Source organism: Streptomyces sp. NBC_00353 (genome assembly GCF_036108815.1).
Classification (GTDB): Bacteria; Actinomycetota; Actinomycetes; order Streptomycetales; family Streptomycetaceae; genus Streptomyces.
The window spans coordinates 3,145,708-3,161,305 of the sequence record NZ_CP107985.1; the positions used below are offsets into that span (position 1 = coordinate 3,145,708).

Here is a 15,598-nt window from a genome sequence, read left to right on the forward strand (position 1 = left end):
TATCCAACTCTGCGCACCGCCTTCGCCGAGCCATGGGGGGCCCACGGTCGGACCGAACCGACCACTGGTCGCTCAACTCTTGAAACTGTTGCGTCAGACGCAAATCTTAAGTGAACATTAAAGGATGTCAACGCGCAGGTTCCGTAAGGGCCCACGAAACACTCTGGACATCTGAGAGTGATTGAAGTCATGGCGTTCCCCGTACAACCCTTACGGGGCGTCATGAATGCGCCGCAGATTGCCTACTGAGCGTGAAAGAGAGGCCGGTCGGCTCTTCTCAGAGGGTCTGCCACTCCGCGAGCGTCAGTCCCGGGCCGTCCGTCTGCCGGGCCACTCGAGGTTCCCCACTGCCGTCGATCACGGCCATGACCACCCTGCCGAAGACGTCCTCAGCCAGCGCCGGCGTACCCGAACAGGACATTCCGGTGTCCGACCACCACATGCCGTTGCTCTCGCCCTCGGTCACTCCCACACCGATCACCGCTGTGCCGTTCGCCCCCCGGTGAGCCAGCAAGGTGCAGTCATAGCCGTCCACGAACGCGCGCACCGTCGAATGGGGACCGTCGCCCGGAGCCCCACCGAGCGGCATGGGCCATCCTCCGGCCCGGTACGCCACCACACCGAGGCCTGCGGGGTCGGTCCAGTAGTAGGTGGCCCGGTCGGGACCCGTCTCCAGACCGGCCGCCGTGCCGGGGCACACCGCGAACCGTGAGGGCTGCGCTTCGCCCCACGGCCCGCCGGGCTTCTGCTGGCCCCAGTGCGCCGTACCCAGCTGCGTCGACGCGAAGATCTCGACGTGGTCCGTCGAGAGAGCGACGATCGCCGGAGCGGACTCGATGCCGCTGCCCCCGAGGTCCTCCCAGGCCCGCCATTTGCCGTCGGGCTGCTCACGGCGGAGAGCAAGACCGCCACGACCGTTCGGCAGACAGATGTGCACTACGCCCGACGGCGTCACCACGCCGACCGGCACGCCGATCCCACGGGCCGATTCCGCATCCTTGTGCGGGTTGCCGAGGGAGCGCCACTGCGAGACCGGACGGCCCGTCTGGTACTGGATGGCATACGTGATATCGACCACCGCCGACTTGCCGGCAGCACGCCGCTCGCGACGGGCGATGAAATGCACATAGCCGTTGCTGTCCTGCACGAGGGACAGGTCGGTCAGATGCGGCGCCGCGATGAACTCGGGACCGGTCCACCTCGGACCACCGGGGCGCTGCTCGGTCCATCGCTGCAGACCGCCCTCGGCCGAGGCGTACACCGTGAGCCGGCCATCTTTGCCCCGGGTGAGCCATGCGCCCCGAAGCGCACGAGAGCCGGCGGAAGCCCTTGAAGTCTCACGAGTGCCGTGCTCCAGCATGGGTCTGCAGCCACCTTCCAGAACTGACATCCGACGACTCGCGCAATATTTCGAATCTGCCACATCTTAAACCCCCGTATCCAAAGGCGTTCCAAAGCTGTGGCCTGTCACAACGAAGCCCCTCCGAGATCCGGAAGTCGCCGGTCCACCACACACAGCTTCACGTCACTCGTACGCACATCCGATGGACTGTCTATAGTGCACAGTCACCAGGAAAAGACGGACCGGCCCCTCCCCCCACCCGAGTCCACCCCACCCAGCCCTACCGGGCGACGAGACAAGGGACTCGAGCAGGATGAGCCACGACGCCATGCCCCCGGGCCCGCGCGCCTCCCGACGAGCAGGAACTACGCAGCAGGGCCGCAAGAAGGACCGAAAGCGTCGCCGCGGCCTGAAGATCACCCTCGGCATCCTGCTCGTGCTGCTCCTCGCCGCCGGTGGCACCTTCTGGTGGCTGTACAGCAGCCTCGACGGGAACATCAAGGGCGTCGACATCAACAAGGCGCTCGGGGACGACCGCCCGGAGAAGCTGCCCACCAGCGGTCAGAATCTGCTCGTGCTCGGCTCCGACTCACGTGCCGGTGCCGAGAACAAGGAGCTGGGGGGCGGCGGCAGCGTCAGCGGCGCACGGTCCGACACCGCGATGGTGGTGCACATACCCGAGGGCCGGCAGCAGGCCGTCGCCGTGTCCATTCCGCGCGACACCCTCGTCACCCGGCCCGAGTGCACCAAGGCCGACGGCTCGAAGACGCCGTCCGCGAACCGCGTGATGTTCAACTCCGTCTACTCGCAGGTCGGTCCGGCCTGCGTGGTCAAGACCGTAGAGAAGATGTCCGGGGTCCGGATCGACCACTACCTGGAGATCAACTTCGCCGGGTTCAAGGACCTGGTGGACGCCATCGGCGGGGTCACGGTCGATGTCCCGCAGGACATCCACGACACTTCGTCCGGTCTCGACCTCACGGCAGGCCCGCACAAGCTCGACGGCACCCAGTCCCTCGCATACGTCCGCACCCGGCACGGCATCGGCGACGGCAGCGACCTGGGCCGGATCGGGCTCCAGCAGCAGTTCCTCCTCGCGCTGCTGAGTGAGGTCAAGTCGCAGGATCTGCTGGGCAGTCCGACGAACTCGTACAAGATCGCCAACTCGGCCACCAAGTCTCTGACCACCGACTCCGGGCTCGCCTCGCTGAAGTCCCTCGCGGAGTTCGCCCGGTCGATGAACGGCGTGGACCCGAGCACGATGGAAACGATCATGCTTCCGGTCGCGTACGACAAGCAGGACCCCAACCGGGTGGTGGCCGCCCAGCCGCAGGCCGGTGACCTCTGGAAGGCGATCCGCAAGGACGACACGATCCCGGAGTCCGCGAAGAAGTCCCCCGCCACCGGCGGCTGACGGGCCGTGCGGCGGCCGGTGCGTGACACCCTTTTGGCATGCTGACCGAACGGACCCTGGTGATCGTGGACGCGGCCAATGTGGTCGGGTCGGTGCCGGACGGCTGGTGGCGGGACCGGCGCGGGGCGGCCGAACGGCTGCGGGACTCCCTGGTCCCGTTCGCCGCGGCCGGTCTGCCCGGGCACCCCGGCCCCGTCGAGCTGGTGCTGGTCGTCGAGGGCGCGGCCCATGGCATCGCATCGGTGCCGGGCGTACGGGTGGAGTCGGCGCCCGGCAGTGGGGACGACCGGATCGTCGACCTCGTCGTCGCCGAGGCGGCCCCTCCTGCGGACCGCGACTGTGTCGTGGTGACGGCCGACCGGGAGCTGCGGCAGCGGGTCGAGGCGTACGGGGCGAAGTGCGCAGGCCCCCGTACCGTACGGCCGCTGCCGCCTCACAAGGACTGACCTACGGCCGGCCGACGGCGTCTTTGATGCGGCTGTGCCGACGCCCGTACGAGAAGTAGATGATCACCCCGAGGGCCATCCAGATGGCGAACCGGAGCCACGTCTCCGCCGGCAGGTTGAGCATCAGCCACACCGAGGCGGCCACCGAGAGGATCGGGATCAGCGGCACCCACGGGGTGCGGAACGCGCGATGCAGCTCAGGACGGGTGCGGCGCAGCACGAGAACGCCCAGGGCGACAACCACGAATGCGAAGAGCGTGCCGATGTTCACCAGCGTCGCCAGCTCGTTGATGCTGGTGAAACCGGCCACGATCGCGATGATCACGCCGAGCAGGACGGTCGGGCGGTACGGGGTGCCGAACTTCGGGTGCGTCTTGGAGAAGAACCGCGGAAGCAGCCCGTCACGGCTCATCGCGAAGAACACCCGGGTCTGACCCAGCAACAGGATCATGCACACCGTCGTGAGGCCGACCGCGGCTCCGAAGCTGATGACGCCCGCGTAGAAGGGGTGCCCGACGGCCTTGAAGGCGTCGGCCAGCGGGGCGCTCACGGACAGTTCGGTGTAGTGCTGCATGCCGGTGACCACCAGCGACACGGCGACGTAGAGCACCGTGCAGATGAAGAGCGAGGCGAGGATGCCCCGCGGCATGTCGCGCTGCGGGAGCTTGGTCTCCTCGGCAGCGGTGGCCACGACATCGAAGCCGATGAAGGCGAAGAAGACGACGGAGGCGGCGGTGAAGATGCCCAGGACGCCGAAGTTGGTCGGTGCGTAGCCGAACATCAGCTGGATCAGCGGCGCGTTCAGTCCCGAGCCGGACGTCTGCGGCTCAGCCGGCGGGATGAAGGGTGAGTAGTTGGCGGCCTTGATGAAGAAGAGCCCCGCGATGATCACGATCAGGACGACGGCCACCTTGATGGCGACCACAACGGTCGTGACCCGGGCGGAGAGCTTCATGCCGAGCACCAGGATGACGGTCAGGACGAGTACCAGGACGAAGGCCAGGATGTCGAAGCCGAATCCTGTTGCCGCATCCGGCCCGGCGATCACGTCGGGCATGTCCCAGCCGACGTTGTCCATCAGCGAGCGGACGTAGCCGGACCAGCCGACGGCCACCACCGCTGTGCCCAGGGCGAATTCCAGCACGAGGTCCCAGCCGATGATCCAGGCGATCAGTTCACCGAGCGAGGCGTACGCGAAGGTGTACGCGGATCCCGCGACCGGAACGGTGGAGGCGAACTCGGCGTAACAGAGCGCGGCCAGGGCGCAGACGATGGCGGCGGCAACGAAGGCGAGTGCGGTCGCGGGCCCAGCCGATTCCTTCGCCACTTTGCCGGTGAGGACGAAGATGCCGGTGCCGATGATGACGCCCACTCCGAAGACGGTGAGGTCCAGCGCGGAGAGGGACTTCTTGAGAGCGTGCTCCGGCTCCTCGGTGTCACGGATGGACTGTTCCACCGTCTTGGTCCGGAACAGCCCGCCTTTGGTGGGTGGTGTGTCCTGCTGCGCAGTCACCGGCGTACCTCCACGCACTCGTCGTGAACGCCATGATTGGGACATCACCGGGGGCGCAGGGCTCCACGTCGAGCGATTTCACGCGAATGGGCCGGTCGGACCACTCGTAGAGGGTGGTCCGACCGGCCCATCGGCCGTATCGCTCGTCGCTCGTTCGGACCCGTGCGGGCACGGGTCCGTGTCGGCCAGTCAGTCCCGGGCGGGCTCGATCACGGAGCGCGTACGGGCGTCGCTGTCGTAGCGGCCGTCCAGCTTGGAGACGAGACCGGTGACCTGACGGGCGATGTCCGGCGCGGTCAGCCCGATCTCCGCCATGACCTCCTTGCGGGAGGCGTGGTCGAGGAAGCGCGGCGGGATACCGAAGTCGCGCAGCGGTACGTCGACTCCGGCGTCGCGCAGCGCCTGGGCGACGGCGGAGCCGACACCGCCGGCCCGGCTGTTGTCCTCGACGGTGACGACGACACGGTGCTGTTCGGCGAGCGGGGCCATGGCCTCGTCGACCGGCTTGACCCAGCGCGGGTCGACGACCGTCGTCGTGATGCCCTGGGCGTCCAGCAGATCGGCGATCTCCAGGCACATCGGGGCGAGCGCGCCCACGGAGACCAGGAGGACGTCCGGGCGGGCGGTGTCGGCCCTGCGGAGCACGTCCATGCCACCGACCCTGCCGACGGCCTTCACGGACGGGCCGACCGCACCCTTGGAGAAGCGGACCACGGTCGGGGCGTCGTCGACCTCGACGGCCTCGCGCAGCTGGGCACGGACCTGGTCGGCGTCGCGCGGGGCGGCGATCCGCAGGTCGGGCACGCACTGCAGGATCGACATGTCCCACATGCCGTTGTGCGAGGCGCCGTCGGTGCCGGTGATTCCCGCCCGGTCCAGGACGAACGTGACACCGCACTTGTGCAGGGCGACATCCATCAGCACCTGGTCGAAGGCCCGGTTGAGGAACGTGGCATACACCGCGAAGACGGGGTGCAGTCCGCCGGTGGCCAGGCCCGCCGCGGAGACCGCGCCGTGCTGCTCCGCGATGCCGACGTCGTAGATCCGGTCCGGGAATTCCTTCTCGAACTTGGTGAGACCGACCGGCTGGAGCATGGCCGCGGTGATCGCGACGATGTCCTTGCGCTCCTTGCCGAGCTTGACCATCTCCTCGCCGAAGACCGAGGTCCAGTCGAGGCCGGAGGTGGCGACGGGGAGACCGGTGTCGGGGTGGATCTTGCCGACGGCGTGGAAGCGGTCGGCCTCGTCGAGGAGGGCGGGGGTGTAGCCGCGGCCCTTCTCGGTGAGGCAGTGCACGATGACCGGCCCGCCGAAGCGCTTGGCCCGCTGCAGGGCGGACTCCAGGGCCTCGATGTCGTGGCCGTCGATCGGGCCTACGTACTTCAGGCCGAGGTCCTCGAACATGCCCTGCGGGGCGATGAAGTCCTTCAGCCCCTTCTTGGCGCCGTGCAGCGTCTCGTACAGCGGCTTCCCGACGACGGGAGTGCGCTCCAGGATGTCCTTGCCGCGGGCCAGGAAGCGCTCGTAGCCGTCGGTGGTGCGCAGGGTGGCGAGGTGGTTGGCAAGGCCGCCGATGGTCGGGGCGTAGGAGCGCTCGTTGTCGTTGACGACGATGACGAGCGGGCGGTCCTTGGCGGCGGCGATGTTGTTCAGCGCCTCCCAGGCCATACCGCCGGTGAGAGCGCCGTCACCGATGACCGCGACGACGTGGTCGTCCTTCTTGAGCACCTCGTTGGCCTTGGCGAGGCCGTCGGCCCAGCCGAGGACGGTGGAGGCGTGCGAGTTCTCGATGATGTCGTGGTCGGACTCGGCGCGCGAGGGGTAGCCGGACAGGCCGCCCTTGCTCTTGAGCTTCGAGAAGTCCTGGCGACCGGTGAGGAGCTTGTGTACGTAGCTCTGGTGGCCGGTGTCGAAGAGCACCTTGTCCTTCGGCGAATCGAAGACCCGGTGCAGGGCGATGGTCAGCTCGACCACACCCAGGTTGGGGCCGAGGTGGCCGCCGGTCTTCGAGACTGCTTCGACGAGGAAGGTCCGGATCTCCTCGGCGAGCTGTTCCAGCTGCTCAGGACTGAGCCGGTCCAGGTCGCGCGGTCCCCCGATGCGGGTCAGCAGGGCCACCCGTGCCTCCTTGCGTTTGAGCTGGTCTAGCGTGCCGGTCCGCTGAGTCTAATGTTCCGTCCCGGGCCGAGGTCATCGGGAGGTGCTTTCCGGTGCGGATCGGCGCGTGCGTACATACGAACACGCAGGTGCCCGGCACCACGAAGGGTGCCGGGCACAGGCGCGGGTTCCGCGGTCAGGCGCGGCCCGCCGTCTTCTGGGTCTTGCGGGTGACGGCATCGATGACGACCGTGGCGAGCAGCACACCACCGGTGATCATGTACTGGATCGGCGAGGCGATGCCCTGCAGGGCAAGGCCGTACTGGATCGAGATGATGACCAGCACACCCAGCAGCGCGTTCCAGGTGCGGCCACGGCCACCGAAGAGGCTGGTGCCACCGATGACGGCCGCCGCGATGGCGTTCATCAGGAGCTCACCGCTGCCCGCGCCCTGGTTGGCGGCAGTGATCTTGGAGGCCATGAAGAGTCCGCCGATGGCGGCGAAGGTGCCGGAGATCGCGTAGACCGAGGTCCGGACCATCACCACATTGATACCGGCGCGGCGGGACGCCTCGACGCTGCCGCCGAGCGCGAAGATCTTGCGACCGTACGAGGTGCGACGCAGTACGAAGTCGGTCGCGACCAGCACGACCAGGAAGATCACCACGGCGAGCGGCAGACCCTTGTACTGGTTGAACATGATCGCGGCGGCGAACGCCACCACGGCCAGTCCGGCCGTACGTATGACGATCTCACCGAGCGTGCGGGAGGGGACGCCCACCGCCTCACGGCGACGGCTGTCGAAGAAGGCCGACAGGAAGTACGCCGCGACCGCGACCACGGCGAGGCCGTAGCCGGCCGCGACATCGGTGAAGTAGTAGCTGGTCAGCTTGGCGACCAGGCCCTCGGAGTCGAGGTTGATGGTGCCGTTGGAGCCGAGGATCTGGAGCATGAAGCCGTTCCAGAACAGCAGACCGGCCAGGGTGACGGCGAAGGCGGGGACGCCGATCTTGGCGAAGATGTAGCCGTGGATCGCACCGGCCACGGCGCCGGTGATGATCGCCAGGATCAGGGCCAGCCACTCGGACATGCCGTGAGTGACACTGAGCACGGCGAAGGAGGCGCCCGCGACACCGCTGACGGAGCCGACCGAGAGGTCGATCTCGCCGAGCAGCAGGACGAAGACAATACCGACCGCGATCATGCCGGTGCCCACCATGGCGACCGAGATGTCCGAGAGGTTGCCCGCGGTGAGGAAGTTCGAGTTGAGGCTCTGGAAGATGCCCCAGATGATGATCAGGCCGAGGACGACGGGGATCGAGCCCAGGTCGCCGGCCTTCATCTTGCGCTTGAACTCGCCGAGGTAGCCGGCGATGCCCTGCTCGCGGACGAGCAGCCGGGGGTCGACGGCGGTGACGGAGCCTGCCGCCGCGGCGGGGTTCTCGGCGGGCGCGTCGGCCGTCTTCGCCAGTATCGGCTTGGAGGTGTTGTCGGTGCTCACTTCTGGGCCTCCCCGTTGCGCGCCGCGCGACGGGTCACGGCATTGTCCGTGGCGCCCGTGATCGCGGAGATGATCTCTTCCTGCGAGGTGGTCGCGACGTCGAAGACGCCGTTGTTACGACCCAGCCGGAGCACGGCCACCTTGTCGGCGACCGCCTTGACGTCGGCCATGTTGTGGCTGATGAGGATCACCGCGTGGCCGCGCTCGCGCAGCCGCTCGACCAGGTCGAGGACCTGTGCGGTCTGCTCGACACCGAGGGCCGCGGTCGGCTCGTCGAGGATGACGAGCTTGGGCTCACCGAGCATCGACCGGGCGATGGCCACCGTCTGGCGCTGACCGCCGGAGAGTGAGGCGATCGGGATACGGACGCTGGGGATACGGATCGACAGCGTGCTGAGGAGCTCGCGGGAGCGGCGCTCCATCTCGACCTCGTTGAGGACTCCGAACTTACGGAGCTCCCTGCCGAGGTAGAGGTTGCCGACGACATCGATGTTGTCGCAGAGCGCGAGGTCCTGATAGACGGTCGCGATGCCCAGGGCCTGGGCGTCGTGCGGCCGGTTGATCTGGACGGACCTGCCATCCCATTCGATGACTCCGTCATCGATGGGGTGGACTCCGGCGATCGTCTTGACCAGCGTTGATTTTCCGGCGCCGTTGTCACCCACCAGGGCGACCACCTCGCCTGCGTGGACCTCGAGCTCTACATCGGTGAGCGCCTGAACGGCACCGAATCGCTTGGAGACCCCTCGCAACGCCAACACGGGCGTAGCGGACACGTGAACCATCTCCTTCGCCGCCTGACCGGCGGGGATGCCGCGCCCGGGGAAGGCGCGGTGGTCGAGCAGAAGAGAACAGAAGAATGCGGAAGCGTTCCGTCCGGCGCCCCACCCGATAGCGGGACGGTTGATGTGCGGGGCGCCGGACAGGCTTCCATGGGTGCAAGTCGCAGAGAGTCAGCGGACTTGCTGCCGGACCGTGGTCGATTCGCTCTGTACGTAGAGCGATTGCCCGACCACGCTCGCGGCGGGGGCGCAGATTACTTCAGGCCGAGCTTGTCGCAGGCGGCCTTGTAGTTGGCCGTGCAGATCTCGTCCAGCGTGTAGACGCCGTCCTTGAGGACGGTGTCCTTGATGTTGTCCTTGGTCAGCGAGACAACCGGCACCAGGAACGTGGGAATGCCCTTGTTGGTGGGGCTGTCGACCGTGGACGTGGCGATCGAGTCGAGCTTCTTGCCCTGGGCCAGCGCCACTGCCATCGAGGCGGCGGCCTCGCCCTCGGGGCCGTACGGCTTGTAGACGCTCATGAACTGCTCACCGGCGACGATGCGCTGCACACCGGCCAGCTCGGCGTCCTGACCGGTCACCGGCGGGAGCTTGGAGAGACCGGCGGCCTTGAGGGCGGTGATGATGCCGCCCGCCATGCCGTCGTTGGCGGAGTAGACGCCGTCGATCTTGCCCTTGCCGAGGGCCGAGATCGCCGCCTCCATGTTGGCGTTGGCGTTCTCCGGCTTCCACTCCTTGGTGTCGTACTCCTTGCCGACCTTGACCTTGCCGTCGAGCTCGGCCTTGGCGCCCTTCTTGAAGAGCGCGGCGTTCGGGTCGGTGATCGCGCCGTTCATCATCACGATCGTGCCGCCGTCGGCCTTGGAGCCCATGGCCTCCAGCAGGGCCTTGCCCTGGACGTGGCCGACCTCTTCGTTGTCGAAGGAGGTGTAGGCGTCGATCGGGCCCTCGGCGAGGCGGTCGAAGGCGACGACGGGGATGCCCGCGTCCTTGGCCTTCTTCACCGCGCCGGCTATGGCCTTGGAGTCCACCGAGTCGATGATCAGCGCATCGACCTTGTTGGTGATCATGGTGTCGACCTGCTGGGTCTGCACCGTGGCGTCCTGCTTGGCGTTGGCGTAGATGACCTTCGCCTTGCCGCCGGTGAGGTCGCTGATCTTCTTCTCGATGATCGGCCGGTCGAACTTCTCGTACCGGGCCGTCTGGTTCTCGGGAAGGAGCAGACCGATCTTGAGATCGTTGCCCTTCTTCGCGGAGCCGGTGTCCGTGGCCTTGTTGCCGGACTCCTTGGCGCTGCCGCAAGCGGCGAGCGAAACAGCCATCGCGGTGGCGGCAACGGCAACGGCGGCACGACGCATACGCGTGTTCATTCTCGAACCTCCCTGACGAGGCCGCGACGTTGCGGCCGAGGTGGCTGGAAGTCAACTCGGCCGCGAAGCCGACGTCAAGGAGTAAATACTTAACGAGATGACAACGGTGCCATTCGTTATCTAAGTGAAGGCAGGAGTGGCCGTCGGGAGGGTGCTCTCCAAAAGAGTCGAATCCCCCATCTCGCTCAGTACGAGAGCCAGCGCACCCAGCACCTCCGCCCGGGCTCCCAGCGCCCCGGGAAGGACGGAGAGCTGCCTTGCGGCACTGGGAATGGCGTAGCGCGACACCGAGTCGCGGATCGGCGCGAGCACCAGCTCGCCGGCCTCGGCGAGGGACCCGCCGAGGACCACTCGGCTCGGGTTGAGCAGGTTGCACAGGTTGGCGACACCGCTGCCGATGTGCCGTCCGACGTCCCCGATCACCCGGCGGCAGCCCGGATCGCCCTCCCGGGCCAGCTGGACCACCCGTTCCATGGTGAGATCGGGCCCGTGGCTCGGCCGGAGCAGGGGCAGGACGTACCGCGCGGCCGTGAAGGTCTCCAGGCAGCCGCGGTTGCCGCAGCGGCACACCGGGCCCGATTCGTCGAGCGTGATGTGTCCGATCTCACCGGCCGTGCCGCCCGGCCCCCGGTAGATGTGCCCGTCGATCACCAGACCGGCACCGACACCGCTCGCGACCTTGATGTACGCCAGGTCCTTGACGCCCCGGCCGCTCCCCCAGACCAGCTCGCCCAGCGCCCCGAGGTTGGCGTCGTTGTCGACGTACACCGGCACGCCGAGCCGCGCGGCGAGCTCCTCGCTCGGGTTGATGCCCGTCCAGCCCGGCAGGATCGACGTGGAGCCCAGCGTGCCGGACTCCACATCGATCGGGCCGGGAACGCCGAGGCCCACGCCGATCACCTTGCCCGGGCTGATGCCGGTCGTCTCGATCAGCCGGTTGACCAGCTGTTCCGCCCGTCCGAAGCCCTGCGCCGAAGAGGCATCGACATCGAGCGGCTCGGACTCCTCGGCGAGCACCTGGTGGGCGAGGTTGCCGACCGCCACCCGCAGATGCGTATGGCCGAAGTCGACCCCGATCACGATGCCCGCGTCACCGCTGAGCGAGACGCTGCGGGCCCGGCGGCCGCCCGCCGAGGTGGGGGTCACCTCTACGGTGCCGCCGTCCTTCAGTTCGCGAACGATATTGGAGACCGTTGCCGCGGAGAGGCCCGTGCTTCTGGCGATCTCCGCCTGGGTGAGCGAACCCGCCATACGCACGGCACGCACGACCCGCTCAAGGTTGGCGCGATGCAGAGATGTCTGCGACCCCGGAGTCTCCATCGACTCTCTCACTCCTGCCATTTTCTCCAACATGTGAACTCTAAGCTGACCTTTTTGGGGCACTCCCCGTCAAGACCTTGAGCAGTGGGAGCCTCGGATGAGCGGGCTGCCCCGGACGGGACGGCCGCGGAAAACAGACGAAACCGCCCGCCGGCACAGGGCCGGCGGGCGGTTTCGTCTGCGTACGAGGGCGGGCCGCTACTTCACCGCTCCCGCGGTCAGGCCCGCGACGACCTGACGCTGGAAGATGATGTAGGCCGCAAGGACCGGCAGCATCGCCATCACCAGACCGGCGAAGAGACCGGACCAGTCGCCCTTGTAGCCCTGGCTGTTGGCCAGTTCGACCAACCCCTGGGAGAGCACCCGATATTTCGGGTCGGTGTTGAGCACCGTGGGCAGCATGTACTGGTTCCACTGCCCGAGGAAGTTGAAGATGCCGACGCTGATCAGGCCCGGCTTCGCCATCGGCAGCATGACCTGGAAGAACGTCCGGGTGTGCGAGGCCCCGTCGAGCATCGCCGCTTCCGCCACCGAGGTCGGCAGCGTCCGGAAGAACGAGGTGAGGAAGAAGACGGTGAACGGCAGCGAGTACGCGATGTAGACCAGGATCAGTCCGTGTCGCGTGTTCAGCAGGCCCATGTTGTTCATCACGAAGAACAGCGGAACGAGCGCCAGGATGATCGGGAAGCTCATCCCGCCGATGAACAGGTAGTACAGGAAACGGTTCCCGGGAAAGTCGAACCGCGCCAGCACATATGCCGCCATCGAACCGAGCAGCAGCGTGCCGATGAGCGAACCGCCCACCACGATGACTGTGTTGAAGAAGTAATCGCTCATGTGCGCCTGGCTCCAGGCGCGCGACCAGTTCTCGAAGTGAAGCTTGTCGGGCAGCGCCCACGGCGTCGACAGGATCGAGTCGTCCGTCTTGAAGGACGCCATCACCGCCCAGAGCAGCGGCATGACGACCAGGATCGCCCAGATGATCAGCACGCCGTGCGAGAAGACGTTGAGGACGTTGCCCTCGCTGCTCTTCTCCTTCTTGCCGGCGGGTACCGACGCCTTGGACACGGGCACGAGGTCCGCCGCAGGCGCGGGAGGGGTGTCAGTGGTCTTCATCAGAACTCCAGCCGCTCGCGCCGGCCCAGTCGCATCACGATGGCCGCGAAGGCCATGGTGACGATGAGCAGTCCGACACCGATCGTCGTTGCGTATCCCGCCTGGCCGTCACGGAAGGCCGTCTGGTACACGTACAGCGGCAGAACCGTGGTCGAGTAGTCGGGACCACCGGGACCCACGGTCATGACCTGTACGGCAGTGAACGCCTCCACGCCGAGCGCCAGGATTCCCATGTAGACCCAGCCCGACTGCACCGTGTCCCAGAGCAGCGGCAGGGTGATCCGGAAGAACGTCGTGAAACGGTTGGCCCCGTCGAGGAGCGCCGCCTCGTAGAAGTCCTTCGGGATGGACGCCATGCCGGCGGAGAACAGCACGACGAAGAATCCGACCGTCGACCAGATCAGTACCGACATGACGCAGACGAGCGCGAGGCTCGGATCACCCAGCCAGTCCGGCTGGATGGAGCCGAGACCGATCCCCTTCAGCGTCGCGTTCAGCATCCCGTCGCGGGGGTTGAATGCGAACTGGAAGAGCAGGGCGACAATGACGATCGAGAGCACCTGCGGGAAGAAATAGGCGATCTTGTAGAAGCCCGAGCCCCGCACGCCGGCGACCGTGGCGTTCTTACGCCGCCGGCCGCCGACATTGAGCATGAAGGCGAAGAAAAGCGCAAGGCCCAGCGTCACCAGCGGCAGCAGCAGCACAAGCAACACGCTGTGCTGCAACGACTTCCAGAAGATGTCGTCCTTCAGCATCCTGGTGTAGTTGTCGAAGCCGACCATCTTGAAGTCCGGGCTCAGACCTGTCCAGTCCGTGAACGAATAGTAGATGGACTGGATGAACGGCCAAATGACGAAGACCGCGTACAACGCCAGTGGGACGATCAAGAACCCCACAATGAACCGGTACTTGCCGTGCTGCATCGTTTACCGACCCCGATCTTTCCGCGGGTGCCGCCGCTGGTGACGGTTGCTCACTGGTGCTTGTAGTGCTTGATGGACTGGTCCTTGGCCGCCGCGTCGGCGAAGGCCTGGATCTTCTTGATGGCTTCCGCCGGGGTCGCGCGGCCCGCCATCATCTCGCCGATGCCGGCGACGCCGATCTGCTCCTTCTGGAGCTTCACGTACCAGTCCTGCAGACGCGGGTTCACCACGTTGTCGCCGGCCTTCGTCAGCGCGTCGACGCCCGCCTGCATGGCCGTGGACAGGGTCAGACCGTCAGTGCCACCGTTGAAGGCGCTGAGGGACTTGACCTGCTTGGTGAAGTTCTTCGAGGACTCCTCGGAGAGCATGATGCGCAGCTGCTCCATGCCGCCCTCGGGGTTCTTCGCCTTGGCCGGGACGACGAAGGGCTCCCCGCCGGAGGCCCAGATGGTGCCGAACGGCATCTTGTCGGACGAGTCCAGGCCGGACGGCGCCGAGACCATCATCTTGAAGTCCTTGGGCGTGGTGGGCGCAGCCTCGTTCTCCACCCACGAACCGTTCGGGATGAAGAGCGCCTTGCCCTTGGTCCACTCGGTCTGCGACTGGATGTGGGTCAGACCCGGGGTGCCCTTGAGGATGTACCCCTTCTTGTACAGCTCGTAGTACGCCTCGAACGCCGCCTTGACCGCGGGGTCCTTCCAGGCGTTCGGCTCCAGGTTGTCGATCTTGTCGAGGACCTCCCGGCCACCGATCTTGGCGATGAACGGGTAGAGCGAGAACGGCAGGTAGTAGGGGTACTTACCGGCGTACGTCCAGCCGGCGATGCCCTTCTTCTTCGCCTTCGCGCAGAGGGCGAGCATGTCGTCCCAGTTCTCGGGGTACTGCGCGTCGAGGTTCTCGAGCGCGGTCTGCGAGTACCAGACACCGTAGACCGTGTACGCGTAGTACATGATCCAGACCGGGTCGCCGTCGAACTGGCCCATCTCCAGGACACCCGGGCGCAGCGTGTCGCGGACCTTCTTGCTCGGGTCGTCGATGGACGGGGCGTCCATCAGCGGCGTCAGGTCGAGCAGCTGCTTCTTGCCGACGAGGACACCCATGTCCATCTGCTCGGCGCCCGAGTTGTCGATCAGGTCCGGCGGGGTGCCACCGTTGAAGCGCGGCTGCAGCTGCGACTGGATCTTCTGGGTCGCGGTGTGCTTGACCTTCGGGGCCTTCGGGAAGGCCGCGTTGTACTTCTTCTCCGCGTCGATCGCGTACTGCTGGCCGAAACCGCCATCGAAGATGACGACATCGAGAGCAGCGGTCTCGTTGACACCGAGCGGGTTCTTGGCGCTCGTCTTGCCCTTCTTGACCGAGTCGTCAGTGCCGCTGTCGCTACTCGCACACGCCGACAGGAAGCTCATTGTCGGAACGGTGATCAGACCGAGTGCGGCAGACCGCTTGATCACGTCGCGACGGCCAAGGCCCTCATTCTTGTGGGCGGAGGTGGATCCCATGCTCAAGTCCTCGCCTTCTCCAGGACTCAGGCGGTGTGTACCGGTCGCCCGTCGAAATTCGCCTCAGGCGAAGGGCCCCGCCACCGCGGTCAGTTGCGCTTGGGTCGTGCTGATTTGCAGGCTAGCCAGATGCAGTGGGGGATTCCGGAGATCGAACCGATGGATGCAGCGATGGCGCCCCCCGGCCGTTCCCCCTGGCCCCCCTTGTCCGCGTCCGCGTAGAAAACGGCGGGGCAGACGCCGACAGGTATAGTCCACTTGCAGCCAACTGAGCA

At 66.7% G+C, this 15,598-nt stretch carries 12 protein-coding genes; 2 read left to right on the forward strand and 10 right to left on the reverse strand.

The window, feature by feature from the left end:
• Nucleotides 1-277: 277 nt before the first annotated feature.
• On the reverse strand, nt 278-1,261 hold the full coding sequence (locus tag OHA88_RS14370; protein WP_328625811.1) for a hypothetical protein: 984 nt from the start codon (nt 1,259-1,261) through the stop codon (nt 278-280).
• Nucleotides 1,262-1,655: 394 nt separating this feature from the next.
• Here OHA88_RS14370 and OHA88_RS14375 point away from each other — a divergent pair, with 394 nt between their 5' ends.
• Both OHA88_RS14375 and OHA88_RS14380 read left to right on the forward strand, forming a co-directional pair.
• Nucleotides 1,656-2,756 carry an LCP family protein gene (locus tag OHA88_RS14375; RefSeq protein ID WP_328625812.1) on the forward strand — a complete coding sequence of 367 codons (1,101 nt, stop codon included), beginning with the start codon at nt 1,656-1,658 and terminating at the stop codon, nt 2,754-2,756.
• Nucleotides 2,757-2,794: 38 nt separating this feature from the next.
• A complete protein-coding gene (locus OHA88_RS14380) occupies nt 2,795-3,202 on the forward strand; it encodes an NTP pyrophosphohydrolase (protein WP_328625813.1) in 408 nt (135 codons plus the stop codon).
• Between the two features lies 1 nt (nt 3,203).
• On the opposite strand, the gene OHA88_RS14385 is transcribed toward OHA88_RS14380, so the two are convergent.
• The 9 genes from OHA88_RS14385 to ngcE all read right to left on the reverse strand — a co-directional run bounded on the left by OHA88_RS14385 (nt 3,204) and on the right by ngcE (nt 15,323).
• Complete coding sequence (locus OHA88_RS14385) at nt 3,204-4,715, reverse strand: amino acid permease (protein WP_328625814.1); 1,512 nt, start codon at nt 4,713-4,715, stop codon at nt 3,204-3,206.
• Between the two features lie 189 nt (nt 4,716-4,904).
• Nucleotides 4,905-6,833: a 1-deoxy-D-xylulose-5-phosphate synthase gene (gene dxs / locus OHA88_RS14390; protein ID WP_267000709.1), complete on the reverse strand. Its 1,929-nt coding sequence runs from the start codon at nt 6,831-6,833 to the stop codon at nt 4,905-4,907.
• 175 nt (nt 6,834-7,008) lie between these two features.
• A complete protein-coding gene (locus tag OHA88_RS14395; RefSeq protein WP_267000711.1) occupies nt 7,009-8,313 on the reverse strand; it encodes a sugar ABC transporter permease in 1,305 nt (434 codons plus the stop codon).
• Complete coding sequence (locus tag OHA88_RS14400) at nt 8,310-9,098, reverse strand: ATP-binding cassette domain-containing protein (RefSeq protein WP_267000713.1); 789 nt, start codon at nt 9,096-9,098, stop codon at nt 8,310-8,312. The genes OHA88_RS14395 and OHA88_RS14400 overlap by 4 nt, the downstream gene beginning before the upstream one ends.
• Before the next feature lie 251 nt (nt 9,099-9,349).
• Nucleotides 9,350-10,465: a sugar ABC transporter substrate-binding protein gene (locus tag OHA88_RS14405; protein WP_328625815.1), complete on the reverse strand. Its 1,116-nt coding sequence runs from the start codon at nt 10,463-10,465 to the stop codon at nt 9,350-9,352.
• A gap of 120 nt (nt 10,466-10,585) precedes the next feature.
• Nucleotides 10,586-11,785 (reverse strand): ROK family transcriptional regulator, encoded by a 1,200-nt coding sequence (locus tag OHA88_RS14410; RefSeq protein ID WP_267007923.1) that lies wholly within the window; start codon nt 11,783-11,785, stop codon nt 10,586-10,588.
• 198 nt (nt 11,786-11,983) lie between these two features.
• Complete coding sequence (locus OHA88_RS14415) at nt 11,984-12,901, reverse strand: carbohydrate ABC transporter permease (protein ID WP_328625816.1); 918 nt, start codon at nt 12,899-12,901, stop codon at nt 11,984-11,986.
• Nucleotides 12,901-13,824: a carbohydrate ABC transporter permease gene (locus OHA88_RS14420; RefSeq protein ID WP_267000719.1), complete on the reverse strand. Its 924-nt coding sequence runs from the start codon at nt 13,822-13,824 to the stop codon at nt 12,901-12,903. Before OHA88_RS14420 ends, OHA88_RS14415 begins: the two co-directional genes overlap by 1 nt.
• Before the next feature lie 50 nt (nt 13,825-13,874).
• The gene (gene ngcE / locus OHA88_RS14425) at nt 13,875-15,323 is read right to left on the reverse strand and encodes an N-acetylglucosamine/diacetylchitobiose ABC transporter substrate-binding protein (protein WP_267000722.1); all 1,449 of its coding nucleotides are present in this window, start codon (nt 15,321-15,323) and stop codon (nt 13,875-13,877) included.
• Between the last annotated feature and the right edge of the window lie 275 nt (nt 15,324-15,598).

Excerpts from the sequence above, each read along its gene's own strand:
- OHA88_RS14415 (WP_328625816.1), bottom strand. The coding sequence starts at position 12,901 with ATGAAGACCACTGACACCCCTCCCGCGCCTGCGGCGGACCTCGTGCCC.
- OHA88_RS14400 (WP_267000713.1), bottom strand. The coding sequence starts at position 9,098 with ATGGTTCACGTGTCCGCTACGCCCGTGTTGGCGTTGCGAGGGGTCTCC.
- ngcE (WP_267000722.1), bottom strand. The coding sequence starts at position 15,323 with ATGGGATCCACCTCCGCCCACAAGAATGAGGGCCTTGGCCGTCGCGAC.
- OHA88_RS14375 (WP_328625812.1), top strand. The coding sequence starts at position 1,656 with ATGAGCCACGACGCCATGCCCCCGGGCCCGCGCGCCTCCCGACGAGCA.
- OHA88_RS14405 (WP_328625815.1), bottom strand. The coding sequence starts at position 10,465 with ATGAACACGCGTATGCGTCGTGCCGCCGTTGCCGTTGCCGCCACCGCG.
- OHA88_RS14380 (WP_328625813.1), top strand. The coding sequence starts at position 2,795 with ATGCTGACCGAACGGACCCTGGTGATCGTGGACGCGGCCAATGTGGTC.
- OHA88_RS14410 (WP_267007923.1), bottom strand. The coding sequence starts at position 11,785 with ATGGAGACTCCGGGGTCGCAGACATCTCTGCATCGCGCCAACCTTGAG.
- OHA88_RS14420 (WP_267000719.1), bottom strand. The coding sequence starts at position 13,824 with ATGCAGCACGGCAAGTACCGGTTCATTGTGGGGTTCTTGATCGTCCCA.